Source organism: Streptomyces sp. NPDC006296 (genome assembly GCF_040613235.1).
In the GTDB taxonomy this organism is placed as follows: Bacteria; Actinomycetota; Actinomycetes; order Streptomycetales; family Streptomycetaceae; genus Streptomyces.
The window spans coordinates 60,132-85,563 of record NZ_JBEXRT010000031.1; the positions used below are offsets into that span (position 1 = coordinate 60,132).

Here is a 25,432-nt window from a genome sequence, read left to right on the forward strand (position 1 = left end):
ATCGGCGCGTGTGTGCCAGGGCTTTCCCTTACGGGCAGGTTGGGGGTTCCGGTGGAACCCTCGGCCTGCCCGTTCCGTTTACGGTAGAAGGGGGGACCGTACACAGGCGGCCGATCCGACGACCGAGGGGCGTTCATGGAATCCGTGATCCTGATCCTGACGCTGCTGTTCGTGGCCTTCGTGGCGCTCGGTGTGTACGCCGGTGTGAAGACGGTGCGCGCGGCCAAGCGGGGCGTGGACCGGACGATCACGCAGGCGCGCCGCTCGGTGGAGGACACCACGCTGCGGGCCAAGAGCTACGGCCAGCCGGGTGTGCCCGGAGAGCTCGCCCAGCTCAGGCTGGCACTGCGCACCTCGATGCGGGCCACACAGGAGGCGTTGGACGCCGCGATGGCGGAGGACACCTCCCTCTCGGAGTCGCACGGCCTCTTCCAGCGCCTGAGCGCGCACGGACGTGAGCTCGACGGCGATCTCAAGCGGCTGGAACGCGAGCCCGACCGGGCGACCGTGGCCACGCTGCTGCCGGGGCTGCGGGAGCGCACGGAGCGCATCACGCACGCCGCCGAGTCGCTGCGCTGGGCTGCGCGTGACCGGGCACGACAGTTCGCCGACGACGACCTGGCCACGCTCGGTGCCCAGATCGACCTCGAAGCGGGCGCTCTGCGCCACTGGACGACCGAGGAGTCGGCGACACCCCGGGACGATGGGGCCGGTCAGCACCGGAGCGGACGGGTCGACGAGCGGACGCCGCCGTCGCTCACCCCTCCTGATCCCGGGCTGCGCGCGGGCTATCCGTGGCAGAAGTCGGCCAAGCCGGAGACGACGAACTGACCCGCGCCGGAGCCGAAGGCGCGGACCGGCGCATGCCGGGGCCGGAGGCGACGGACCGACCGGTGGCGTTCCTGCCCGACGGCCGCGGGACGTGCTCGGACGTGTCCTGAGCGTCTCCGAAACGGCAGCGGTGAGTCAGGGATGGACACCGCCCAACGGGAAATGATCAGTAAGGCGGTCCCGGGCTGCCGCGTTCCCGCCCCGGAAGGTAATCTCCGGCTCATGTCCCGCCATGTCGCGATCGTCACCGATTCAACGGCCTACCTGCCGCCCCAGACGATGGAACGGCACAGCATCACCGCGGTGCCGCTGACCGTCGTCCTGGGCGATCAGGCGCTGGACGAGGGCACCGAGATCTCGGCACGGTCGCTTGCGCTCGCCCTGCAGAAGCGCCGGTCCGTGACCACCTCACGGCCCAGCCCGGACGTCTTCGCCGCCACCTACCGAGCGGTGGCGGAAGCGGGGGCGACGGGCATCGTCTCCCTCCATCTGTCGTCCGAGCTCTCCGGCACGTACGACGCCGCGGTGCTCGCGGCGAAGGACGCTCCCGTCCCGGTGCGGGTGGTCGACACCGGCATGGTCGCCATGGCTCTGGGCTTCTGCGCCCTTGCCGCCGCCGAGGCGGGAGAGGCGGGCGGGGGTCTGGACGAGGCGGTCGCGGCGGCCGACAAGCGGGCGGCCGGGACCTCGGCCTTCTTCTACGTGGACACGCTCGACTACCTGCGCCGAGGCGGGCGCATCGGCGCAGCACAGGCGCTGTTGGGGTCCGCCCTGGCGGTCAAACCGCTGCTCAGGCTCGAGGACGGCCGTATCGAGATGCTGGAGAAGGTGCGGACCGCGTCCAAGGCGATCGCGCGGCTGGAGGAGATCGTCGTCGAGCGGGCCGGCACGGGCGCCGTGGACATCGCCGTCCATCACCTGGCCGCTCCGGAAGGCGCCGAACGGCTGGCGGAACGGTTGCGCGGACGGCTGCCGGGGCTCGGTGACCTGCATGTGAGCGAGGTCGGCGCGGTGATCGGGGCGCACACCGGACCGGGCCTGCTGGGAGCGGTCGTCGCACCACGCTGAATCTCACCTCTCCGGGGGACGCGGTTATCCACAACTGGTGAGTTATCCACTGAAATACGAGCGCCTCGGCGGATTTTCCCTGATGTGCCTAGCGTCTGGGACATGACCTTCCGAACTCCTCCCGCGTCCGCCTGTGCCACCGGTCTCCAGGGTCCCGGCAGCGGTGCCGTGGGCCACGCCTCGCACCGGCTCACCGATCTCCCCGCGCATATGGCCATGGACCCACCCGTCCACGCGACCGCGCCTCCCGTCGTGCGATCGGGAGCACACCGAGCTCCGCACCGTGGTTCGTCAGGATCGGATCCGGCCGGGCGGGGGCGTCTCAGGCCCGGTCTGCGTCCCGCCGGTCCGGCCGGCAGCTCACCCGGCGCGGCGTCCAGGGCGCGGCACGGGCGTCGGCGGCGCCCCGCTCGTGGGGCCGACCCCGAGATCGCAGCGGCCTCCCGACTCCGAGCGGATGCCCTCCTGGGACCGGACCGGCCTGCAGCCGCGAAGACGGCCGCCACGGCGGCCGAGCCGACGGTTCCGGGGGCAGACCCAGAGGCGTTGGCGGTGCCGGAGATTCCGGTGGGGCAGGGGCAGGGGAAGAAGCGGGGACAGGGAGAGAAGCAGGAGCAGGGGTACGGGCGCGGGGCGACGGCGGTGCCGATGGTGCGGGACCGAGGGGCAACGGCCGCGTCGACGGTGCCGGTTGCTTCGGGGCGAGCGAGGGGTGCTGCGGCGGCTGCCGATCCGTGCACCGCTTCACCATGCTCCGACGAAGCCGGACGCTCCCGTCCGGCGCCGTCCTGGGCCGTGGCTCCTCGGGATCGCCCGAGCTCCGGTGCGAGGCCCGCGGCGACCCCGCCGACCGAGCCGGAGACGCTGTCGCACGGTGTGCCCGGTGACACGGGCACACGCCCCCGGTGGTGGCGAGAAGCAGGCCCCGCGCTGCGCGACCGGTTACCGCTGTGGGTGCAGTCGCGGTGCGGCCTCGAACGACGAGCCCTCACCGCGCTGGCCGTCGTCCTGGCCGGAGCCGCAGTGCTCGCGGGGACGCACTTCTGGTCGGCACGGCCGGAGTCCGTCCGTGCTCCCGACCGGGTCACGGAGGCCGGTGCGGTCCAGACGGACGGGACAGGATCTCCGAGCGCTCCGGCCCCCGGTCCCACCCCCGGATCCGAAGCGGGGCAGACGCCCGCGACACCCTCGGGTGGACGCATCGTCGTGGATGTGAGCGGCAAGGTGCGGCGGCCGGGGATCCAGTATCTGCCGGCCGGTTCACGCGTCGCGGATGCCCTGCAGGCGGCGGGAGGGCTCCGTGAGGGGGCCGACGTCACCCTGCTCAACCGCGCACGTGTCCTGACGGACGGCGAGCAGGTGGCGGTGGACACGCCCGGAGCTCCGCCGCCCGCCGGTGGCACGGGAACAGGCGGAGTCGCTGCGGGAGCGGCCGGTCCCACCGCGACCGTGAGCCTTGGCACAGCCACCGCCGAGCAGCTCGAAACCCTGCCCGGTGTCGGACCTGTGCTCGCTCAGCACATCATCGACTACCGGACGGAGCACGGGGGATTCCGCTCCGTCGACGAGCTCCGTGAGGTGAAGGGCATCGGGGACCGGCGATTCGCCGACCTCCGGCCGCTGGTCAGCCCGTGAACGCTCCCGACGTCCATACGGATTCGGGGCGACGGCTCGGCTCTGCCGATCCGCGTCAGGAGGCCCCGACCGATCTGAGGCTGGTCCCACCGGCCCTGGCAGCCTGGGCGGCGGCAGCTCTGGCACTGGGGGCGCCGGGTCCGTGGGTGGCGGCCGGATCAGCGCTCTGCGTGTGTGCGGGTCTGGCACTCGTCGCTGTATCCGGATACCTGACACGGACGACGCCCCGGTCCGGTACGGACACAGGAATCCCGCCGGACGCGCTGCCCGCGAGTCCGATCAGCAGGGACCGGGAGGCCGGAGCGAGTGCGGTCGCCGTGGCTCCCGAGCGCCGGGACCACAGCGAGCGCCGGGAACGCCGGGAGCGCCAGGAGGGCGGAGAGCACCCGCCTGGGCATGCCGCCACGTCGGGCGGGCTGCCGAGGAGTGAGGTCCCTCCCACCGGACCCCCGGGGAGTGAGGTCCCTTCGGCCGGGCCACTGGGGCGTACGACTTCGCCGAACTGCCCGGCGAGGCCTGTGAGTCCTCCGGCGGACCGACCGGACCCTGCCGGCCACCACCGGCGCAGAGAGACGCGCGTGATGGCGGTCGCCGCCGCGCTGCTGTGTGCGGCGGCGGGGGCGGCGGTCGCCGGGCTCCACGGTGCGGACGTCCGCAGCGGTCCGGTCCCGGCACTGGCGGAGTCCTTCGCGCGGATCGACGCTGACCTGACCGTCACCTCCGATCCACGGCAGACCCGGCCACGTGTACGCGGCGACCACAGCACACCCGTATCCCTCCTCCTGAACGCCGAGATCGACCGGCTGACCGCCTCCGACGGCACGGTGATGAGACTTCGGACCCCCGTCCTCGTCATGGTCGCCCCCGGCTCGGCGGCATCCGAGTGGCAGCGCCTGCTGCCCTCGACGGGCCTCCGCATCAGCGGACGGCTCACCCCGCCGCGCCACGAGGGGGAGCGCATCGCAGCCGTGCTCGGCGCCGACGCGGACGCCCCACCCAGGATCATCAGGGAGCCCACCCCGCTCCAACGCGTGGCGGGCCGGCTGAGGTCCGGACTGCGGGAGGCCACCGACGGACTCGACACGGACGCCCGGGCACTCCTGCCGGGGCTGGTGGTCGGCGACACCTCGCGGGTGACGCCGGACCTGCAGGACGCCTTCAAGGCCACCGACCTGACCCACCTGCTCGCAGTTTCCGGCGCCAACCTGTCGGTGCTTCTCTTCCTCCTCATCGGCCCACCGGGTACGGCGCTGCGCAGCGAACGCCGGGGCCTGGCACCCCGACTGGGCATCTCCCTGCGCATGACAGCTCTGATCGGCGGTGCGATCGCGCTCGCCTTCGTGATCGTCTGCCGTCCCGAGCCGAGCGTGCTGCGTGCGGCCGCCTGCGGCATGATCACACTGCTCGCCATCGGGACGGGCCGACGCAGATCGCTGATTCCCGCACTGGCCACGGCCGTTCTGCTGCTGGTGCTGTATGACCCCTGGCTGGCCCGCAGTTACGGGTTCCTGCTGTCCGTACTCGCGACCGGAGCGCTGCTCACCCTCGCGCCGAGATGGAGCGACGCCCTCCAGCGGCACGGGGTCCCGGCACGACTCGCCGAGATCCTGGCGGCGGCGGGAGCCGCTCAGGCGGTCTGCGCACCCGTGATCGTGGTTCTCGCATCGAGGGTCAGCCTGGTGGCGATCCCCTGCAACCTGCTGGCCGAGTTCGCCGTGGCGCCCGCGACGGTCCTGGGCTTCGCCGCGCTCGCCGTGGCCCCCGCCTCCTTGCCGGTGGCGAAAGTGCTGGCCGAGGTCGCAGGCTGGCCGGTCGGCTGGATCGCGTCCGTGGCGCGCACGGGGGCCTCACTGCCCGGAGCGGAAGCCGACTGGCCGGCCGGCTGGCCGGGCGCGGCACTCCTGGCCGTCCTGACCGCCGTGCTGGTGCTGTCGGCCCGCCGCCTGGCCCGGCACCCCTGGGTGTGTTCCGCCGCTGCGCTCCTGCTGGTCCTCGCGGTGCTGAGACCGGTTCCGCTCACCCGGATCGTGACGGGATGGCCGCCTCCCGACTGGGCCTTCGCGCTCTGCGACGTGGGGCAGGGCGATGCCATGGTGCTCGCCGCCGGGGACGGCACCGGCGTGGTCGTGGACACCGGACCCGAGCCCGCCCTCGTCGACCGGTGCCTGCGCGACCTCGGTGTCACCCGGGTGCCGCTTCTGCTCCTGACGCACTTCCACGCCGATCATGTGCGCGGCCTGCCCGGAGTGCTGAAGGGCCGCGAGGTCGGCACGATCCAGACGACGACTCTCGACGAACCGCCGGAGCAGGCGGCCTTCGTCAGGAGGACCGCCGCGGCGGCGCACGTCCCGACGACCCGGGCCGTTCCCGGTGAGCGGCGGCGGACAGGCCCTCTGGACTGGCAGGTGCTCTGGCCCGCGGCCGGTGCGCCGGGGGCGGCGCCCGTCCACGTCACCGAGGAGCCGAACGACTCCAGTGTCACGCTCCTCGTCCGGTCCGGCGGACTGACCCTGCTGCTCCTCGGCGACCTCGAACCCCCGGCCCAGCAGGGAGTGCTGCGCGTCCACCCGGCGCTGCCCCGGGTCGATGTGCTGAAGGTCGCACACCATGGCTCCGCGCACCAGGACACCGCGCTTCTGCGCAGTGCGCACCCGAGGCTCGCGCTGATCAGCTGCGGCACGGACAACCCCTACGGCCACCCGGCGGCCCGAACGGTCGAAGCACTCGAAGCGACGGGGGCGAAGGTTCTGCGTACGGACGTCCACGGGGCGATCGCGGTGACGGGCGCCGGTCCGGAGCTGCGCGCGGCGGGCCGGTCATGAGACGGCGGGACCTCCGGCGGAGCAGGAGGGGAACAACGGTCCTAGGACCAGGGGTCCATGGCGCCGGCCGGTGCGCCACGACAGACTTCCCCGATGAACGCGTACGCACGGCGACCGGGCCGGACATCCGCTCCCTCCCGGGTGGAGGCCTACCTGCACCGCATCGGTGCGGTTCGTCCCGTCCGGGCCGACGCCGCGGCGCTGCGCGAGCTCCAGCTGCGCCATCTGATGACCGTGCCCTTCGAGAACCTCTCCGTCCACCTCGGTCAGGATGTCGTCCTGGACGAGGAGAAGCTCGTCGACAAGATCGTGGCGGACCGTCGGGGCGGCTTCTGCTACGAGCTCAACGGCGCTTTCGCCGTGCTGCTGCGCGACCTCGGCTTCCGTGTCGTCCTGCTCCAGGCGCGGGTGTTCGGCGACGGGGGCCGCCTCGGTATCCCGTACGACCATGTCGCCCTCCGGGTGGAGACCGACGACGGTACGGGCCCCTGGCTGGCGGATGTCGGATTCGGCGATCACGCGCTGCACCCACTGGCCCTGGAGGCCCGCACCGAACAGGAGGATCCCGGAGGCACGTTCCGGTTCAGGGAGGCACCGCAGGGAGACCTCGATCTGCTGCGCGACGGTTCACGGCAGTTCCGCCTGGACCTGCGACCGCGCGTACTGGCGGACTTCAGGGCCGGATCCTGGTACCACCGCACCTCGCCGGACTCCCACTTCACCCGGTCGCTGATCTGCTCCCGGTGCACAGCGGACGGCCGCGTGACGCTCCGCGGCCGCACGCTGATCACGACCGTGCGGGGCGAGCGACAGGAGTTGGAGCTGCGGGACGACGCCGAGGTGCTCGCCGCCTACCGCGACCACTTCGGCATGGCGTTCACCCGCCCGCCCGAGGCGCGCCGGTTCCCGGCCGTGTGACCGTACGCTGCGCCGTGTACGGACGGCTCGCGCCACCGCACAATACGGACCTTCGGTGCCACCTGCGTACAGGGCAGCACAGCTCGTCACAACCCACGCTGAGCTGCGGCGTTTGCCTCGAACATCGCAACAGTGATCGAATGTGTATTCGTCGGCGGATCCCTGCTCCGACAGCGACGTCCGGCTGTCAGGGGTCCGAGATGAGAACCGCCCTGGGGAGAGCGTGCACATGTTCGGCCGTTGGCTAGGCAGCAGAGCGAAGTCCGGCACCGCGCAGAGCAACGCTCTCGCCGGGTTTCCGGTCCCACAGGACGCCGGCATGCTGAGCTGCCGCGTACTGGACCCCGTTTCCGAGCCCGTGCGTCAGGCCGACTTCGTCGTCACCGACCGTGCGGGCCGCAAGGTCGTCGGCGGGGAGACCGATCCCTTCGGGAACGTGGTCGCGACCGTTCCCACGGGCGACTACCGACTGGGCGTCACGGCCGAGGGCTTCACCCCCTTCCACGGATCGGTGACCGTGGGCCGGGGCGAACACACCAGCCTCGGCGACGTCCTCCTCCAGGTGTCCCAGCCCCCTCAGTTGCCCGACCCGGGTGACTGGGAGATCGAGCCGGCGCACACCCAGATCGGGTTCACCGCACGTCACATCGGTATGGCCCGGATCCACGGCAGGTTCAACACGTTCGCCGGTGCCGTGCGGATCGCCGACCGCATGGAGGACTCCGCCATGCACGTCGTCATCGACGCCTCCTCCATCGACACGAACGTCCAGATGCGTGACGACCACCTGCGGTCCGGTGACTTCCTCGACGTCGAGCGCTACCCGACCCTCGAGTTCTACAGCGAGCGCTTCGTCCATCGCGGCGGCACGCGTTGGGGCGTCACCGGTGCCCTCACCCTGCACGGAGTGAGCCGCACCGTCACCTTGGACACCCGGTACCTCGGCCTGGGCAACGGCCTGGAGGGCGAGACACGCGCCGCCTGCCGGGCGACCACCGAGCTGCACCGTGAGGACTTCACCCTCACCTGGCAGACGATGCTGGCGCGGGGCATCGCCGTGGTCGGCCCGAGCATCAAGATCGACATGGATATCCAGATCATCCCCAAGGGCTGAGTCCGCCGGGGAGATCCGCCGTTCCGGACGGAGTTCCTCTGATTCCCGGGGAGGCCCTCCGACTCGCGAGGAAAACTTTTCGACTCCCGAGGAAAACCCTTCGACAGCCCTTCGCCCTGCGACGGGCACCCTCCGAGGCTGAGCCCCGGCAGGCCGGATGCTCGGGGGCCGGATCCTCCCGGGCCCCCGCGGTACGAAACCCCGGAGGCCGGATCCGCGGGCCGGATCCGGCAGACCGCATCCACGGGTCGCATCAAGGAGGCTGGATCCGCGGTCGAACCCCACGGTCCGCCCCCGCAATCCGAACCCCCGCAGCCCGCCCTCTCCGGGGCTGGAGCAGCAGGGGTGGCCGGGAGGTGCGGCAGTCGCCGGGGCAGGGGGGGGCGGCGTACCTGTCGCGCGCACCGCGTACGGGGCACACGGTCGCGCCTCTACGGTGCCTCCAGCCAGCCCTCGTACTCCGCGGCGAAGGCGTCGAGGGCCGCGGAGTCCAGTCGCGCGGCCGGATCCTCCACCACCACCAGCCACTGCGCGTCCTCGGCGTCGTCCTCGCCGGCCAGTGCATCCCGCACCAGCTGGGGCTCCTCGGTCACACCGAACCGGTCGGCCAGCTCTCCGGCGACCTCCTCGGCCGCGTCGCGGTCGGGCAGCACCAGTACATGTCTCACATCGCTCACCCCGTCATTCTCCGACAGGCCCGCCCTGCCGGTACGCCGGGGCGGCTGCCCCACGGTGTTGTCAGCGGGGCGTGGGATGCTGGACCGCGATGGCCACCAGACGCAGTTCCACCGACGATCCGCTCGCCCCCGTCACCCTCGCCGTGGGCCAGGAGGACCTGCTCCTGGACCGCGCGGTGCAGCAGGTGGTGGCCGCGGCCCGCGCCGCCGACTCCGACACGGATGTCCGCGACCTGACCCCGGACCAGCTGCAGCCCGGCACGCTCGCGGAGCTCACCAGCCCCTCGCTCTTCGCCGAGCGCAAGGTGGTGATCGTGCGCAGCGCGCAGGACCTCTCCGCCGACACGGTCAAGGACGTCAAGGCCTACCTGGGCGCCCCGGCCGAGGAGATCACCCTTGTGCTGCTGCATGCCGGCGGGGCCAAGGGCAAGGGGCTCCTGGACGCGGCGCGCAAGGTGGGCGCACGCGAGGTGGCGTGCCCCAAGACCACCAAGCCGGCGGAGCGGCTGTCCTTCGTGCGGGCGGAGTTCCGGGCCCTCGGGCGCTCAGCCACCCCGGAGGCCTGCCAGGCGCTGGTCGACTCCATCGGCAGCGACCTGCGAGAACTGGCCAGCGCCGTCTCGCAGTTGGTCGCGGACGTCGAGGGCACCATCGACGAGGCGGTCGTCGGCCGTTATTACACGGGGCGAGCCGAAGCCTCCTCGTTCACCGTCGCCGACCGTGCGGTCGAGGGCCGGGCGGCGGAAGCGCTGGAGGCCTTGCGCTGGTCGCTGTCCACCGGTGTCGCTCCCGTCCTGATCACCAGTGCCCTCGCACAGGGCGTCCGGGCGATCGGCAAGCTCTCCTCGGCCCGGGGCGGACGCCCCGCGGACCTGGCCCGTGAGCTGGGTATGCCGCCCTGGAAGATCGACCGGGTCCGCCAGCAGATGCGCGGATGGACTCCGGACGGAGTCGCGGCGGCCCTGATGGCGGTCGCGGCGGCAGACGCCGGCGTCAAGGGCGGCGGGGACGATCCCGAGTACGCCCTGGAGAAGGCCGTGGTCGCCGTCGCCCGCGCGGCTCGTTCCGGCGGCGCTCGCTGAGCAGCGCCACCCGGCTACCCGCCCCCGATCCGACGGTGCCTCTCCGAGGTCCCACGCGGCCCTGCGGCTTCAGGCTCCGCGCCCGCAGGGCTTGAGGGAGGGCGGCTTCCGCGGAGCATGAGGGGCGGCCTCCCTGCGGCCCCGCGCTCGTGCTCTTGGGGCTTCGGGGCTCAGGGGCCCCACGGTCCGGCGGTTCCAGGACCCTACGGGCCCCACGGTCTTGCAGAGGCGTGGCGCCCGGAGCCCGTACGGCCCGACAGCAGGCCCAACCACCCTCCGGCTCAGTGACGCACCCGGCCCGGCCGCCTCGCCACCGACGATCCCGCAGCTCGCAGCTCGCAGCCCGTTCGCCCGGCCCCCCTCTGCCGTCGCATGCCAACCAAGACCCCTGCCACGGAGAACCCCGCACCCCGCCAAGGCCGGCCCCCACGACCGTGCCCTGGAAACCCGCGAGCCCGCCGCGGAGGCTCGGCCCCACTGCTTGCAGCACCCCCACGGCCCCGCTGTTCGCGGAACCCCCGGCGGCCCCACTGCTCGCGGCACCCCCGCACGACCTCGCTGTTCGCGGAACCCTCGGCGACCCCGCCGCGCAAGGCCCTCCGCCCCAGCCGGCGCTTCCGCACAAGCCCCCGCCCCCGACGCAGCCCCGCCCCGGGGCTGAGCCCCCGCCCGCCTGGTCAGCCGCCCCGCTGAGCAGGCGACCCGCCCCGCCAGAGCCCCGCGCAGCCGAGCCCTCGACGCGGCCCCACCCCCGCGCCCGGGCCCCGGCCCCGCCAGCCCCCGCCGCCCCGCTGAGCGGGCACCCCGCCCTGTGCCAGCCGCCCCGCTCCCGGGCCGCCCCCCGCCCGAACCCCCGCGCAGCCGAGCCCCAGCCCCGCCCCCTCCCCGCCCCGGACGGAGGCCCCCCGCGCCCCCACCCCCCCGCCCGGGCAGCACGAAGGCCCCGGCGGGGCGTCCTGGGGAGGACGTGGCCGGGGCCTTCGGTTCACACTCGGTGCGCCGCACCCGCGTGGCGAACGCAGGTTCGGTGTGCGGCGCGGGGTGCCGGTCAGGAGCGGGAGAGAGGGCCCGCTGAGTCCGTTCCGGCGATCACATCAGTAGCTCAGCCCTGGAGGGCGGCAACCTTGACCGCGAGCGCCGACTTCTTGTTGGCGGCAGCGTTCTTGTGGATGACACCCTTCGAGACAGCCTTGTCGAGCTGGCGGGAGGCGTCGCGGACGGCCGCGGTGGCCTTCTCGACGTCACCGGCAGCGGCAGCCTCGCGGGCCTTGCGGATCGAGGTCTTGAGCGAGGACTTGACGGCCTTGTTGCGCAGGCGCGCCTTCTCGTTCGTCTTGTTCCGCTTGATCTGGGACTTGATGTTCGCCACGAAAGAGCCTTTTCAGGTTCGTTGGATCTTCTATGTGCACCACGCCGCTTCTGAGGGCCACGAGGCACAGCTGCCCACGGTAGCAGTCACCCTCGGACCGGCCCAAACCGGTCCCGGTCCGCAGGCGTGGGACCATGGAGGCTACGTATCGATCCGTCCGACCCGACATCGACCCGAGACACGGCGTCCGGCGTCTCAAGAATCAGGACCCTGCGTGCCCGCGACTCCCATCAACGTGCCCGAGCCGAGCCGTACCGACCCGGCGCTGATCCGTAACTTCTGCATCATCGCGCACATCGACCACGGCAAGTCGACCCTTGCCGACCGGATGCTCCAGCTGACGGGAGTGGTCGACCAGCGGCAGATGCGCGCCCAGTACCTCGACCGGATGGACATCGAGCGCGAGCGCGGCATCACCATCAAGTCCCAGGCGGTCCGTCTGCCGTGGGCACCCACCGAGGGTGAGGACAAGGGCCCGACCCACATCCTCAACATGATCGACACCCCGGGCCACGTGGACTTCACGTACGAGGTCTCCCGGTCGCTGGCCGCCTGCGAGGGCACGGTCCTGCTGGTCGACGCGGCCCAGGGCATCGAGGCGCAGACGCTGGCCAACCTCTACCTGGCGATGGAGAACGACCTCACCATCGTCCCGGTGCTCAACAAGATCGACCTGCCCGCCGCCCAGCCGGAGAAGTTCTCCGAGGAACTGGCCAACCTCATCGGCTGCCAGCCCGAGGACGTGCTCAAGGTCTCCGCGAAGACCGGTGTCGGCGTGGACGCGCTGCTCGACCGGGTCGTCCGGGACGTCCCGGCCCCCGTCGGCCAGGCGGACGCCCCCGCCCGCGCGATGATCTTCGACTCCGTCTACGACGCGTACCGCGGTGTCGTCACCTACGTCAGGGTCGTCGACGGCCAGCTCAACAAGCGCGAGCGCATCAGGATGATGTCGACGGGCGCCACCCACGAGCTCCTGGAGATCGGCGTCTCCTCCCCGGAGATGACCCCGGCCGACGGTATCGGCGTGGGCGAGGTCGGCTACATCATCACCGGGGTGAAGGACGTCCGGCAGTCCAAGGTCGGTGACACCATCACCTCCCTGAACAAGGGCGCGACCGAGGCGCTGGGCGGCTACAAGGACCCCAAGCCGATGGTGTTCTCGGGGCTCTACCCGCTGGACGGCTCCGACTACCCGGACCTGCGCGAGGCGCTCGACAAGCTCCAGCTCAACGACGCCGCCCTGGTGTACGAGCCGGAGACCTCGGCCGCGCTCGGCTTCGGCTTCCGCGTCGGCTTCCTCGGGCTGCTGCACCTCGACGTGATCCGTGAGCGCCTGGAGCGCGAGTTCGGTCTCGAACTCATCGCGACCGCCCCCAACGTGGTCTACCGCGTGGAGATGGAGGACGGCTCGGAGCACACGGTCACCAACCCGAGCGAGTTCCCCGAGGGCAAGATCGACAAGGTGCACGAGCCGGTCGTGCGGGCCACGGTCCTCGCGCCCAGCGAGTTCATCGGCGCGATCATGGAGCTCTGCCAGACCCGGCGCGGCACCCTGATCGGCATGGACTACCTGTCCGAGGACCGGGTCGAGATCCGCTACACCCTGCCGCTCGCCGAGATCGTCTTCGACTTCTTCGACCAGCTGAAGTCCAAGACCCGCGGGTACGCCTCGCTCGACTACGAGCCCACGGGGGAGCAGTCCGCCCAGCTCGTCAAGGTCGACATCCTGCTGCACGGCGACAAGGTCGACGCCTTCTCCGCGGTCACGCACAAGGACAAGGCGTACGCCTACGGCGTCCGGCTCGTCGCCAAGCTGCAGAAGCTCATCCCCCGGCAGAACTTCGAGGTCCCGATCCAGGCCGCCATCGGCTCCCGGGTCATCGCCCGTGAGACCGTCCGCGCCATCCGCAAGGACGTCCTCGCCAAGTGCTACGGCGGTGACATCTCCCGTAAGCGGAAGCTGCTGGAGAAGCAGAAGGAGGGCAAGAAGCGGATGAAGATGGTCGGCAACGTCGAGGTGCCGCAGGACGCGTTCATCTCCGTCCTGTCCACCGACGAGTCCGCTGGTGAGAGCAAGAGCAAGAAGTAGCCCCGCTCCGCTCCCGCCCGCCCCGCCCGGGGTGTCCTCCGGGCTCACGCCGCCGGGCGTACGCGGCGGCAGTCGTACGGGCCCCCGTGCCGCGGATCTCCGCGGTGCGGGGGCCCGCTTCGTTACCAAGCGGCGGCCCGCTGCCCCTTACGCGGCGGTCCCACGCGCTCTAGTCTGATCACCACCCGTTAGTTACTCGCCAGTTAAACAAGCAGGCCGAGCGGGAACGAGAAGCAGGACATACCAGTAGCAGCATCCCTATGCCGGTCGTAGCAATGCCGCAGGCCCGGAGGACGTCGTGAGCGACACACAGACCTTGATCGATAGCCGACCGCCCTCCGTGGCGGCTCTCTTCATCGACCGCGTGGCGGCCACTCCGGACGGGGAGGCGTACCGCTATCCGGTGCCCGCCGCGTCGGGGCAGGGCCCGGACGACTGGAAGTCGCTCACCTGGGCCCAGGCCGCCGAGCGGGTTCATGCCATCGCCGCCGGCCTGATCGCTCTGGGGGTCCGCCCCGAGGAGCGGGTCGCGCTCGCCTCCTCCACCCGCGTCGAGTGGATCCTCGCCGACCTCGGCGTGATGTGCGCGGGAGCTGCGACCACGACGGTCTACCCCTCCACGAACACCGAGGAGTCCGCCTTCATCCTGGCCGACTCCGACAGCCGCGTGCTGATCGCCGAGGACGCCGTCCAGCTGGCGAAGGCCCGCGAGAGCCGGGCCGAACTGCCCGAGCTGGCGCATGTCGTCGTCATCGACCCGGCCGGCGCCGAGCCGGCCGAGGGCGATCCCGAGGGCTGGGTCCTCTCCCTGGCCGACCTCGAGGCCCGGGGCGCCGAGCACCTGGCGAAGCACCCCGATGCCGTCACCGAACGGGTCGCCGCGATCACCCCCGACCAGCTGGCGACGCTGATCTACACCTCGGGCACCACGGGCCGCCCCAAGGGGGTCCGGCTGCCGCACGACAACTGGTCGTACATGGCGAAGGCGACCGTGGCCACCGGGCTGATCACCGCGGACGACGTCCAGTACCTCTGGCTGCCGCTCGCGCACGTCTTCGGCAAGGTGCTCACCTCCGGCCAGATCGAGGTCGGCCACGTCACGGCCGTCGACGGCCGGGTGGACAAGATCATCGAGAATCTGCCGGTGGTCCAGCCGACCTACATGGCGGCCGTGCCCCGCATCTTCGAGAAGGTCTACAACGGGGTCGCGGCCAAGGCGCGGGCCGGCGGAGGCGCCAAGTACAAGGTCTTCCAGTGGGCGGCCGAGGTCGCCCGCGAGTACGCCACGGTCTCGCAGGACAACTTCCGGCGCACCGGCAAGGCCTCCGTGCCGTTCGCCCTGGGCGCCAAGCACAAGGCCGCCGACGCCCTCGTCTTCGCGAAGATCCGTGAGGCCTTCGGCGGGCGGCTCCGCGCCTGCGTCTCCGGTTCGGCCGCGCTCGCCCCCGACATCGGCCTCTTCTTCGCCGGCGCGGGCATCCACATCCTGGAGGGCTACGGCCTGACGGAGTCCAGCGCCGCCTCCTTCGTCAACCCGGGCGAGGCCTACCGCACCGGGACCGTCGGCAAGCCGCTCCCCGGCACCGAGGTCCGGATCGCGGACGACGGCGAGATCCTGCTGCGCGGCCCCGGGCTGATGGAGGGCTACCACCGGCTCCCCGAGAAGACCGCCGAGGTGCTGGAGTCCGACGGCTGGTTCCACACCGGCGACATCGGCGAGCTCTCCCAGGACGGCTACCTGCGCATCACCGACCGCAAGAAGGACCTGATCAAGACGTCCGGCGGCAAGTACATCGCCCCGGCGGAGGTCGAGGGGCAGTTCAAGGCGGTCTGCCCGTTCGTCTCCAACATCCTGGTGCACGGCGCCGACCGTAACTTCTGCACCGCCCTCATCTCGCTCGACGAGCCGACCATCCTCGGCTGGGCGGAGGAGAACGGGCTGGGTGGCAGGCCGTACGCCGACGTGGTCGCGTCCCCCCGGACGGTGGAGCTCATCGAGGGCTACGTGAAGCGGCTCAACGAGGGGCTGCAGCGCTGGCAGACCATCAAGAAGTTCCGGCTGCTGCCGCGCGACCTCGACATCGAGCACGGCGAGCTGACGCCCAGCCTCAAGCTGAAGCGGCCGGTCGTCGAGCGGGAGTACAAGCACCTCATCGACGACATGTACGCGGGCTCCCGGGAGGCCTAGAACGGCTTCCGGCCGGGTCCGCGAGGGGGCCCGGCCGGGAGGTCCGTACGGGGTTGCCGGGCGGTCCGGGCCGGACCGGCGCCGGCCTCCGGGAGACGTCGGCCACACGGTGGCGGTGGCCCGGTACGGCGGGACGGCCGAAGCAGCACGTGGGAGCCGGGGCGGGCGGGTGCGGGAGCACCCGTCCGCCCCGGCTCCTCCCCGTCCGCCGCGCGCGACTTCCGTCACTCGGCGCTTATGGGCACGCCCGGTCTGTCACCCTGTCGGGATACGTCAGCGGCGTTTCGCGAGACCCTCAGGAGCCGCACCGTGGGGCCCATTCCCCTGCAACGGGACACAGTCCAGCGTCCCGGCACCGTCGTCGCAGGCCAGGGCGGCGATCCGCGTCCGGCCGCCCGCACCAGCCTGCCCGGTATCCCGCAGGCGTCGGCCGCGGCCCGCAGGTTCGTCAGGGCCGCACTCGCCGACTGGACGGCCACCGGTCTGCCCTCCGGCGGCGAGTTCGGGGAACGGCTCACCGACGACGCGCTGACGGTGGCCAGCGAGCTGGTCACGAACGCGGTGGTGCACGCGGGCACGACCGTCGAGCTGCTCCTGCGGCTGGAGGACCCGGCCGGTCCCGAGCCGGCCGCGCTGGTGCTGGAGATCACCGACCACCACCCCGCCCGGTCGGTGCGCGACGACCGGCCCGACCGGCCCGACCCCGCCGAGTACGGCCGGGGGCTGCAGCTCGTCGCCACCCTCGCCGAATCGTGGGGCATCACCTACCGCACCGGGCTCAAGACGGTCTGGGCCCGCCTCCTGGGCGACGACCGCTACGGACTGCCCGACGCCCCGCCCGCCGCCGACGCCCGCGGACGCGACGGCGTGGTCCTCACCTCCGCGGCCGGCCGCGCGGTGCGCGACGACGCGGGCTGGGCGGGACGCGGCGGGCTCTCCTTTCTCGCCGAGGCCTCCGGCCTCCTCACGGGCCAGCTCGACGAGGACCTGGTGGCCTCGACCGCCGGCCGGCTGCTGGTGCCGCGGCTGGCCGACTGGTGCGCGATCTGGCTGGAGAGCGAGAGCGGCGGCCCGGCCGCCGCCCCCCGGCTCGCGGGCGTCTGGCACAGCGACGAGGCACGGACCGCGCTGCTGCGCCCCGCACTGGAGAAAGAACCGCTCCGCCTGCCCGGGAGCGTCGGAACCGGCCCGGTGCCCATCCCGTGGCCCTGCGGTGCCGCGCCGGAGCGCGGGGGAGGCACGGGCGCCGCGCTCGCCCACCGCATCATCTCGGGCGGGCGCACACTCGGCGCCCTCCTCGTCGGCCGCGAGGGCGACGAGAACATCCCCGACGAGGTGGCCGCCCTCCTCGCCGACTTCGTGCGCCGGGTGGGCCTCGCCGTGGGCGCCGCCCGCGCCTACACCCGGCAGGCCACCATCAGCCGCATCCTGCAACGCGGTCTGCTGCCCAGCAAGGTCGCCGAGATACCGGGGGTCACCAGCGCCCTGGTGTACGAGCCGAGCGACGACGGCATGGTCGGCGGCGACTTCTACGACCTCTTCCCGTGCCCCGGCGGCCGCTGGTGCTTCGTGCTCGGCGACGTCCAGGGCAGCGGCCCCGAGGCCGCCGTCGTCACCGGCCTCGCCCGGCCCTGGCTGCGTCTGCTGTCCCGCGAGGGCTTCCGCGTCGGAGAGGTGCTCGACCGCCTCAACCGGCTCCTCCTGGACGACGCCATGGAGGCCGCCGAGGCCGCCGCGCTCATGGTCGCGGCGGCCGGAGGACAGCAGCTCCAGGGCGGCGAGCAGATCCAGGACGGCTCCCAGTCCCGCTTCCTCTCGCTGCTGTACGGCGACCTGGTGCCGCTCCCGGACGGCGGTGTGCGCTGCACCGTGGCGAGCGCCGGCCACCCGCTGCCGCTGCTGCTGCGGCCCGACGGGTCCGTACGCCCGGCGGCCGAACCCCAGGTGCTGCTCGGCATCGTCGAGGACGTGGCGTACGACAGCCGGAGCTTCGACCTGGCGCCCGGTGACAGCCTCCTCTGCGTGACCGACGGGGTGACGGAGCGGCGCTCGGGCCGGGTGATGTTCGACGACGCCGACGGCCTCGCACGGGTCCTGGAGGGGTGCGCGGGCCTTCCGGCCGCCGGGATAGCCGACCGGATCAAGCGGGCCGTCCACACCTTCGCCGAGCGCCCGCCGGACGACGACCTGGCCCTGCTCGTGATCCAGGTCGACGAGGACCGGCCGGCGGCTGTCCGGGGAAGCTCCGCCGGCGAGTGACAATGGACGGTATGCCTTCCGTACTGCCCGATGGTGAGCCCGTGCCCGACGACGGGGCGCTGCCCCGCCACGCCCTGGAAGGCGCCGCCGATCGGCCGCTCGGCTTCTACCTGCACGTGCCCTACTGCGCCACCCGCTGCGGCTACTGCGACTTCAACACCTACACCGCGACCGAGCTGCGCGGTTCCGGCGGCGCCCTGGCCTCCCGGGACACCTACGCCGCCCATCTGACCGAGGAGGTCCGGCAGGCCCGGAAGGTGCTCGGCGACGACCCCCGCCAGGTCCGCACGGTCTTCGTCGGCGGTGGTACGCCGACGCTGCTGCCCGCGGCCGACCTCGTCCGGATGCTCGCGGCGATCCGGGACGAGTTCGGGCTGGCCGAGGACGCGGAGATCACCACCGAGGCCAATCCGGAATCCGTCGACCCGGCCTATCTCGCGGCGCTCCGGGAGGGCGGCTTCAACCGCGTCTCCTTCGGGATGCAGAGCGCGCGGCAGCACGTCCTGAAGGTCCTGGACCGCACCCACACCCCGGGCAGGCCCGAGGCCTGCGTCGCCGAGGCGCGCGCGGCCGGCTTCGACCACGTCAACCTCGACCTGATCTACGGCACCCCCGGCGAGTCCGACGACGACTGGCGGGCCTCGCTGGACGCCGCGATCGGGGCCGGACCCGACCACGTGTCGGCGTACGCGCTGATCGTCGAGGAGGGGACCCGGCTCGCCCAGCGCATCCGCCGGGGCGAGGTCCCGATGACGGACGACGACGTCCACGCCGACCGGTACCTGATCGCCGACGAGGCGATGGCCGCGGCGGGCTTCTCCTGGTACGAGGTCTCGAACTGGTCCCGCACGCCGGAGGGCCGCTGCCTGCACAACGAGCTGTACTGGCGCGGCGCCGACTGGTGGGGGGCCGGACCCGGGGCGCACAGCCACGTCGGCGGGGTGCGCTGGTGGAACGTCAAGCACCCCGGCGCCTACGCGCAGGCCCTCGCCGAGGGCCGTTCGCCCGGGGCCGGCCGTGAGGTGCTCGGGGACGAGGACCGGCGGGTCGAGCGGATCCTGCTGGAGCTGCGCCTCGTCGAGGGCTGCCCGCTGTCCCTGCTGGCCCCCGCCGGCCTCGCCGCGGCGGGCCGTGCCGTGACCGACGGGCTGCTGGAGGCCGGGCCCTACGCCGAGGGACGCGCGGTCCTCACCCTCCGGGGGCGGTTGCTGGCCGACGCCGTGGTGCGGGACCTGGTGGACTGAGGTCCCGCCTCCACCGCGGCGCCCTCCCCGGGTGAGCGCTGCGGGGTCGCCCGCCGCCGTGGAAGACGGCGGAGGCCGCCTCGTTCTCCGCGCTGTCCCGCCACACTTCGCGTGTCATCAGCCCGTGCCTTCCCCTGAGCGCGGTCCTGCCGTCATCACTCAATAACGGATGGTCCGTGTGCGGCGCAGGTGTTCACGGGGATCGGTACCGTATCCTCCTCGAAGCTCCCGGGACATCACTCGGGAAGTGTGACGAAATCGATCAATTCCTCCACCCGGCCCAGGAGTTGCGGTTCCAGATCCTTGTAGGAGCCGATCCGGGAGAGGATGTGCTGCCAGGCCGCGCCGGTGTTCTCCGGCCAGCCCAGGGCGCGGCACACGCCCGTCTTCCAGTCCTGTCCGCGCGGCACGGAGGGCCATCCGGGGATGCCCACGGACGACGGCTTCACGGCCTCCCACACGTCGATGTACGGATGCCCCACCACCAGCACGTCGGCGCCGGTGACCTGGGCGGCGATCCGGGACTCCTTGGACCCGGGCACCAGGTGGTCGACCAGGACGCCGAGCCGGGCGTCCGGTCCCGGTGCGAACTCCCGCACGACGGCGGGGAGGTCGTCGACGCCCTCCAGGTACTCCACCACCACGCCCTCGATGCGCAGGTCGTCGCCCCAGACCCGCTCCACGAGCTCGGCGTCGTGCCGTCCCTCCACGTAGATCCGGCCCGCGCGCGCCACCCGGGCCCGCGCCCCGGGGACCGCCACCGAACCGGAGGCGGTGCGGGCGGGGCGGACCGGGCCGCCGCCCGACGGGCGCACCAGGGTGACCACCTTCCCCTCCAGCAGGAAGCCGCGCGGCTCCATGGGGAAGGCCCGGTGCTTGCCGAAACGGTCCTCCAGGGTGACCGTCGGCCCCTGGGCCGTCTTCTCGCACCGGATCACCGCACCGCAGAAGCCGCTGACGGCCTCCTCGACCACCAGGTCGGGCTCGGCGGGCACCTCGGGAGCGGGGGCGGACCTCTTCCACGGCGGAGTCAGGTCCGGCTGGTAGCTGCGCATGGCACGACGATAGACGGGCGCCCCGTCACGACACGCCGAAGCGCGCGGCCAGCCGGTCACGCTGGGCGCGGACGAAGGCCGCGTCCACCACGGCCCCGTGCCCCGGCACGTACAGCGCGTCCTCGCCGCCCAGTTGCAGCAGCCGGTCCAGGGCGGCCGGCCAGCGCGCCGGGACCGCGTCGCGCCCCGCCTGCGGCTCGCCCGACTCCTCGACCAGGTCGCCGCAGAGCACCACCACGGGGGAGCCCGGCACCAGCACCGCCAGGTCGTGGCCGCTGTGCCCGGGGCCCACGTTGGCCAGCAGCACCTGGAACCCGTCGCCTAGGTCGAGCGTCCACTCGCCGCTCACCTGGTGCCGCGGAGCCACCAGGGCGTCCGTGGCCGCGGTGGCGTCCGCCTCGCTCATCCCGTGCCGCACCGCGTCCGCGCGCAGCTCCGCGGCCCCGTGCGCCAGCAGGTCCGCCGTGCCGACCGCCCCGTAGACCTCCGCCCCGGAGAAGGCGGCGGTGCCCAGCACGTGGTCGAAGTGCGGATGGCTCAGTGCGATGTGCGTCACTCTCCGGCCCAGCAGGGCCTGTGCCTGGGTGCGCAGTTCCACGCCCTCCCGGAGCGTCGCACCCGTGTCGTAGAGCAGCGCCCCGTCCGTCCCGGCCACCAGGGCGGCGGTCGCGTCCCAGACGGGCAGGCGCCGCCGTCCCGTACCGCGGCCCAGCCGCTCCCAGCCGAACTCTTCCCAAGAGACGTCCATACGACGACGCTATCGGCAACGACCTGCGCGGTCCCGGGGCGGCGTGGCCGGTCGCCCTTGCCCCGGCCCCACCCCGCCCCCGTACACTGACCGGGGGATCGCTGGCACTCGCACGCGCAGAGTGCCAGGCGGAGGCCGAAGGACCACAGCTGGAGGTGTGCGCGGTGCTCAGCGAACGCAGACTCGAAGTGCTGCGCGCCATCGTCCAGGACTATGTCGGCACCGAGGAGCCCGTCGGCTCCAAGGCGCTCACGGAGCGGCACAGCCTCGGGGTCTCCCCGGCGACCGTCCGCAACGACATGGCGGTGCTGGAGGACGAGGGCTTCATCGCCCAGCCGCACACCAGTGCGGGGCGCATCCCGACGGACAAGGGCTACCGCCTCTTCGTCGACCGGCTCGCGGGCGTCAAGCCCCTGTCGTCGCCGGAGCGCCGGGCCATCCAGAACTTCCTCGACGGCGCGGTGGACCTCGACGACGTCGTGGGCCGCACGGTCCGGCTCCTCGCCCAGCTGACCCGGCAGGTCGCCGTCGTGCAGTACCCCTCGCTGACCCGGTCGACGGTCCGGCACGTGGAGCTCCTGTCGCTGGCCCCGGCCCGGCTGATGCTCGTGCTGATCACGGACACGGGCCGGGTCGAACAGCGTATGATCGACTGCCCCGCACCGTTCGGCGACACCTCGCTGGCCGATCTGCGGGCCCGGCTCAACAGCCGGGTCGTGGGACGCCGCTTCGCGGACGTCCCGCGGCTGGTGCAGGACCTGCCGGAGTCCTTCGAGGCCGAGGACCGGGGGACCGTCTCGACGGTGCTCTCCGTCCTCCTGGAGACTCTGGTCGAGGAAACGGAGGAGCGGCTGATCATCGGCGGCACCTCCAACCTCACCCGTTTCGGCCACGACTTCCCGGTGATGATCCGGCCGGTGCTGGAGGCACTGGAGGAGCAGGTCGTGCTGCTGAAGCTGCTGGGTGAGGCGACGGATTCGGGCATGACCGTACGGATCGGGCACGAGAACGCCCACGAGGGCCTCAACGCCACGTCCGTCGTCGCGGTCGGCTACGGTTCGGGCGACGAGGCAGTCGCCAAACTCGGCGTGGTCGGACCGACCCGCATGGACTACCCCGGAACGATGGGAGCGGTACGCGCAGTGGCACGTTACGTCGGACAGATCCTGGCGGAGTCGTAAGTGGCCACGGACTACTACGCCGTACTCGGCGTGCGCCGCGACGCTTCCCAGGACGAGATCAAGAAGGCGTTCCGGAGGCTCGCCCGCGAGCTGCACCCGGACGTCAATCCCGATCCGAAGACCCAGGAGCGGTTCAAGGAGATCAACGCCGCCTACGAGGTGCTGTCGGACCCGCAGAAGAAGCAGGTCTACGACCTCGGCGGAGACCCGCTCTCCCAGTCGGGCGGTGGCGGCGGTGCCGGTGGCTTCGGTGCCGGCGGCTTCGGCAACTTCAGCGACATCATGGACGCGTTCTTCGGCAACGCGACCCAGCGCGGCCCCCGTTCGCGGACCCGCCGCGGCCAGGACGCCATGATCAGGCTGGAGATCGACCTCAACGAGGCGGCCTTCGGCACGACCAAGGACATCCAGGTCGACACGGCCGTCGTCTGCACGACGTGCAGCGGCGAGGGCGCCGCCCCCGGCACCTCCGCGCAGACCTGTGACATGTGCCGCGGCCGCGGTGAGGTCTCCCAGGTCACCAGGTCCTTCCTCGGCCAGGTCATGACCTCGCGCCCCTGCCCGCAGTGCCAGGGCTTCGGCACGGTCGTGCCGACCCCGTGCCCCGAGTGCGCCGGGGACGGCCGCATCCGCTCGCGGCGCACCCTCACCGTGAAGATCCCCGCGGGCGTCGACAACGGCACCCGGATCCAGCTCGCCGGGGAGGGCGAGGTCGGCCCCGGCGGTGGCCCCGCCGGTGACCTGTACGTCGAGATCCACGAGGTCGCCCACGCGGTGTTCCAGCGCCGCGGCGACGATCTCCACTGCACGGTCACCATCCCGATGACGGCCGCCGCGCTGGGCACCCAGGTGCCGCTGGAGACGCTCGACGGCCTGGAGGAGATCGACATCAGGCCGGGCACCCAGTCCGGCCAGTCGGTCCCGCTGCACGGGCGCGGCATCACGCACCTGCGCGGCGGCGGACGCGGCGACCTGATCGTGCACGTCGAGGTCATGACCCCGACGAAGATGGACCCCGAGCAGGAACGCCTCCTGCGGGAGCTGGCCAAGCTGCGCGGCGAGGAGCGGCCCACGGGCCAGTTCCAGCCGGGACAGCAGGGCCTCTTCTCCCGCCTGAAGGACGCCTTCAACGGTCGCTGACCCCGCCCACGGCACCGCCCGCCGGTCCCGTGGACCCGGACACCGCACCGCCCGCCGGTCCCGTACCGGCGGGCGGTGCCGCGTCCGGGGCGGCCCGCCCGCCGTGTGAAGGGGCTGATTCGGCCGGATCCGCCGGACGTGGCACGATGCGGTCATGTCCTCGCCGTTCACCGGTCTCTGCCGGTACCCGATCGTGCAGGCCCCGATGGCGGGAGGCGCCTGCGGACCGGAGCTCGCCGCCGCCGTCGGCGAGGCCGGAGGCCTCGGCTTCCTCGCCGCCGGCTACCGGACGGCGGACGGGATGCACCACGAGGTCGAACGGCTCCGCGGGATGACCGGCCGGCCCTTCGGCGTGAACCTCTTCATGCCCCAGCCCCGCGTCGCCGACCCCGGGGCCGTCGAGGTCTACCGCCACGAGCTCGCCGCCGAGGCGGCCCGGTACGAGACCCCCCTCGGCGACCCGGACGACGGCGGGGACGACGGCTACGACGCCAAGGTCGCGATCCTCCTGGACGCCCCGGTCCCCGTGGTCTCCTTCACCTTCGGCTGCCCCACCCGCGAGGTCCTCGACGCCTTCGCCGCCGCCGGCACGCTCACCGTCGTCACGGTCACCTCCGCAGAGGAGGCGCGGGACGCCGGACGGGCGGGTGCCGGCGCCCTCTGCGTCCAGGGCGCCGAGGCCGGCGGCCACCGGTCCACGCACCGCGACGATCCGCGGGCCTCCCTCGACGGCACCGGGCTGCTCACCCTGCTCGCCGAGGTCCGCGAGGCGGTGGACCTGCCGGTCGTCGCGGCCGGCGGGCTGATGCGCGGCTCCCAGATCGCCGCCGTCCTGGCGGCCGGCGCCGACGCCGCCCAGCTCGGCACGGCGTTCCTGCCCTGCCCCGAGTCGGGCGCGCACCCGCTGCACAAACAGGCCCTGACCGACCCGCTGTTCGCGACGACGGCCCTGACCCGGGCGTTCTCCGGCCGCCCCGCGCGCGGGCTGGTCAACCGGTTCCTGCGGGAGCACGGGCCGTACGCCCCCGCCGCCTACCCGCAGGTGCACCGGCTGACCGCCGGGCTGCGCAGGGCGGCGGCCGAGGCGGGCGACGCCCAGGGCATGGCCCTGTGGGCGGGCCAGGGGCACCGGCTGGCACGCGAGCTGCCCGCCGGGGAACTCGTCGCCCTGCTCGCCGCGGAGACGGACGCCGCGCGTGCGGCGCTGAGTGTGAGGAGCCCCCGGTGACCGCACCGGTCTTCATCGTCGAACAGCTGCCCGAGGGGCCGGAGTTCGTCCTGGACGGCCCCGAGGGGCGGCACGCCGTGTCCGTGCGGCGGCTGAACCCGGGGGAGGACCTCGTCCTGACCGACGGGCGGGGCCGCTGGGCGGCCGGCGTCGTCCGGGCGGCCGAGGGCAAGGACCGGCTCCTGGTCACCGTCCCGGAGGGCGTGCGGGAGGAGCCGGAGCCCGTACCGCACCTCACCGTCGTGCAGGCGCTGCCCAAGGGCGACCGCGGGGAGCTCGCCGTCGAGACCATGACCGAGACGGGCGTCGACGCGATCGTGCCCTGGCAGGCCGCGCGCTGCATCACGCAGTGGAAGGGCGACCGCGGTCTCAAGTCGCTCGGCAAGTGGCGCAGCACCGCGCGCGAGGCCGGGAAGCAGTCCCGCCGGGTGCGCTTCCCCGAGGTGCGGGACGCCATGACCACGAAGCAGGTCGCCTCGCTCCTCGCCGGGGCGGACTTCGCGGGCGTCCTGCACGAGGACCGGCTCAGCGGCAGCGAACCGCTCGCCACCGCGGAACTCCCCGCCCGGGGAACGATCGTGCTGGTCGTCGGCCCGGAGGGCGGGGTGTCACCGCAGGAGCTGGCCGCCTTCGCCGAGGCGGGCGCCCCCGCCTACCGGCTCGGCCCCAGCGTGCTGCGCACCTCGACCGCCGGCACCGCCGCGGCGGCCCTGCTGATGGGACGCACCGGGCGCTGGAGCTGACGGCCGCCCGCCCCGCCCGGCCGGATAGCATGCCGGTGTAC

The 25,432-nt window shown here is 72.9% G+C and carries 19 protein-coding genes; 15 read left to right on the forward strand and 4 right to left on the reverse strand.

Annotated features, from left to right (window positions below; translation table 11 throughout):
- The first annotated feature begins 135 nt into the window (after nucleotides 1-135).
- The 6 genes from ABZ172_RS21485 to ABZ172_RS21510 all read left to right on the forward strand — a co-directional run bounded on the left by ABZ172_RS21485 (nucleotide 136) and on the right by ABZ172_RS21510 (nucleotide 8,388).
- The gene (locus tag ABZ172_RS21485) at nucleotides 136-831 is read left to right on the forward strand and encodes a hypothetical protein (RefSeq protein ID WP_356885346.1); all 696 of its coding nucleotides are present in this window, start codon (nucleotides 136-138) and stop codon (nucleotides 829-831) included.
- 222 nt (nucleotides 832-1,053) lie between these two features.
- Nucleotides 1,054-1,899, forward strand: coding sequence for a DegV family protein (locus tag ABZ172_RS21490; protein WP_356885347.1), 846 nt, complete (start codon nucleotides 1,054-1,056; stop codon nucleotides 1,897-1,899).
- 684 nt (nucleotides 1,900-2,583) lie between these two features.
- Nucleotides 2,584-3,534 (forward strand): ComEA family DNA-binding protein, encoded by a 951-nt coding sequence (locus ABZ172_RS21495; protein ID WP_356885376.1) that lies wholly within the window; start codon nucleotides 2,584-2,586, stop codon nucleotides 3,532-3,534.
- A gap of 581 nt (nucleotides 3,535-4,115) precedes the next feature.
- Nucleotides 4,116-6,356, forward strand: a complete 2,241-nt coding sequence (locus tag ABZ172_RS21500; RefSeq protein WP_356885348.1) for a ComEC/Rec2 family competence protein — start codon at nucleotides 4,116-4,118, stop codon at nucleotides 6,354-6,356.
- A gap of 93 nt (nucleotides 6,357-6,449) precedes the next feature.
- Nucleotides 6,450-7,274 carry an arylamine N-acetyltransferase gene (locus ABZ172_RS21505; RefSeq protein WP_356885349.1) on the forward strand — a complete coding sequence of 275 codons (825 nt, stop codon included), beginning with the start codon at nucleotides 6,450-6,452 and terminating at the stop codon, nucleotides 7,272-7,274.
- 229 nt (nucleotides 7,275-7,503) lie between these two features.
- Complete coding sequence (locus ABZ172_RS21510; RefSeq protein ID WP_356885350.1) at nucleotides 7,504-8,388, forward strand: YceI family protein; 885 nt, start codon at nucleotides 7,504-7,506, stop codon at nucleotides 8,386-8,388.
- A 431-nt stretch (nucleotides 8,389-8,819) separates the two neighbouring features.
- On the opposite strand, the gene ABZ172_RS21515 is transcribed toward ABZ172_RS21510, so the two are convergent.
- Nucleotides 8,820-9,065, reverse strand: coding sequence for a hypothetical protein (locus ABZ172_RS21515; protein ID WP_198959666.1), 246 nt, complete (start codon nucleotides 9,063-9,065; stop codon nucleotides 8,820-8,822).
- A gap of 89 nt (nucleotides 9,066-9,154) precedes the next feature.
- Here ABZ172_RS21515 and holA point away from each other — a divergent pair, with 89 nt between their 5' ends.
- Nucleotides 9,155-10,147: a DNA polymerase III subunit delta gene (gene holA / locus ABZ172_RS21520; protein ID WP_356885351.1), complete on the forward strand. Its 993-nt coding sequence runs from the start codon at nucleotides 9,155-9,157 to the stop codon at nucleotides 10,145-10,147.
- A gap of 1,102 nt (nucleotides 10,148-11,249) precedes the next feature.
- Here holA and rpsT read toward each other — a convergent pair.
- Nucleotides 11,250-11,516, reverse strand: coding sequence for a 30S ribosomal protein S20 (gene rpsT, locus ABZ172_RS21525; RefSeq protein ID WP_356885352.1), 267 nt, complete (start codon nucleotides 11,514-11,516; stop codon nucleotides 11,250-11,252).
- Between the two features lie 214 nt (nucleotides 11,517-11,730).
- On the opposite strand from rpsT, the gene lepA reads away from it, so the two are divergent.
- The 4 genes from lepA (at nucleotide 11,731) to hemW (ending at nucleotide 19,296) form a co-directional block, all read left to right on the forward strand.
- Nucleotides 11,731-13,605 (forward strand): translation elongation factor 4, encoded by a 1,875-nt coding sequence (gene lepA, locus ABZ172_RS21530; protein ID WP_356885353.1) that lies wholly within the window; start codon nucleotides 11,731-11,733, stop codon nucleotides 13,603-13,605.
- A 298-nt stretch (nucleotides 13,606-13,903) separates the two neighbouring features.
- On the forward strand, nucleotides 13,904-15,793 hold the full coding sequence (locus tag ABZ172_RS21535) for an AMP-binding protein (protein ID WP_356885354.1): 1,890 nt from the start codon (nucleotides 13,904-13,906) through the stop codon (nucleotides 15,791-15,793).
- Between the two features lie 309 nt (nucleotides 15,794-16,102).
- Nucleotides 16,103-18,052 (forward strand): SpoIIE family protein phosphatase, encoded by a 1,950-nt coding sequence (locus tag ABZ172_RS21540; RefSeq protein WP_356885355.1) that lies wholly within the window; start codon nucleotides 16,103-16,105, stop codon nucleotides 18,050-18,052.
- Nucleotides 18,053-18,063: 11 nt separating this feature from the next.
- On the forward strand, nucleotides 18,064-19,296 hold the full coding sequence (gene hemW / locus ABZ172_RS21545) for a radical SAM family heme chaperone HemW (protein ID WP_356885356.1): 1,233 nt from the start codon (nucleotides 18,064-18,066) through the stop codon (nucleotides 19,294-19,296).
- 236 nt (nucleotides 19,297-19,532) lie between these two features.
- Here the strand turns inward: hemW and ABZ172_RS21550 are convergent, their stop codons facing one another.
- Complete coding sequence (locus tag ABZ172_RS21550) at nucleotides 19,533-20,351, reverse strand: DUF3097 domain-containing protein (protein WP_356885357.1); 819 nt, start codon at nucleotides 20,349-20,351, stop codon at nucleotides 19,533-19,535.
- A 25-nt stretch (nucleotides 20,352-20,376) separates the two neighbouring features.
- On the reverse strand, nucleotides 20,377-21,099 hold the full coding sequence (locus tag ABZ172_RS21555; protein ID WP_356885358.1) for an MBL fold metallo-hydrolase: 723 nt from the start codon (nucleotides 21,097-21,099) through the stop codon (nucleotides 20,377-20,379).
- Nucleotides 21,100-21,263: 164 nt separating this feature from the next.
- Here ABZ172_RS21555 and hrcA point away from each other — a divergent pair, with 164 nt between their 5' ends.
- The 4 genes from hrcA to ABZ172_RS21575 all read left to right on the forward strand — a co-directional run bounded on the left by hrcA (nucleotide 21,264) and on the right by ABZ172_RS21575 (nucleotide 25,391).
- A complete protein-coding gene (gene hrcA / locus ABZ172_RS21560) occupies nucleotides 21,264-22,280 on the forward strand; it encodes a heat-inducible transcriptional repressor HrcA (RefSeq protein ID WP_356885359.1) in 1,017 nt (338 codons plus the stop codon).
- On the forward strand, nucleotides 22,281-23,420 hold the full coding sequence (gene dnaJ, locus ABZ172_RS21565) for a molecular chaperone DnaJ (RefSeq protein WP_356885360.1): 1,140 nt from the start codon (nucleotides 22,281-22,283) through the stop codon (nucleotides 23,418-23,420).
- A gap of 154 nt (nucleotides 23,421-23,574) precedes the next feature.
- Nucleotides 23,575-24,648, forward strand: a complete 1,074-nt coding sequence (locus ABZ172_RS21570; protein ID WP_356885361.1) for a nitronate monooxygenase — start codon at nucleotides 23,575-23,577, stop codon at nucleotides 24,646-24,648.
- Complete coding sequence (locus ABZ172_RS21575) at nucleotides 24,645-25,391, forward strand: 16S rRNA (uracil(1498)-N(3))-methyltransferase (protein WP_356885362.1); 747 nt, start codon at nucleotides 24,645-24,647, stop codon at nucleotides 25,389-25,391. Before ABZ172_RS21570 ends, ABZ172_RS21575 begins: the two co-directional genes overlap by 4 nt.
- Nucleotides 25,392-25,432 lie beyond the last annotated feature (41 nt).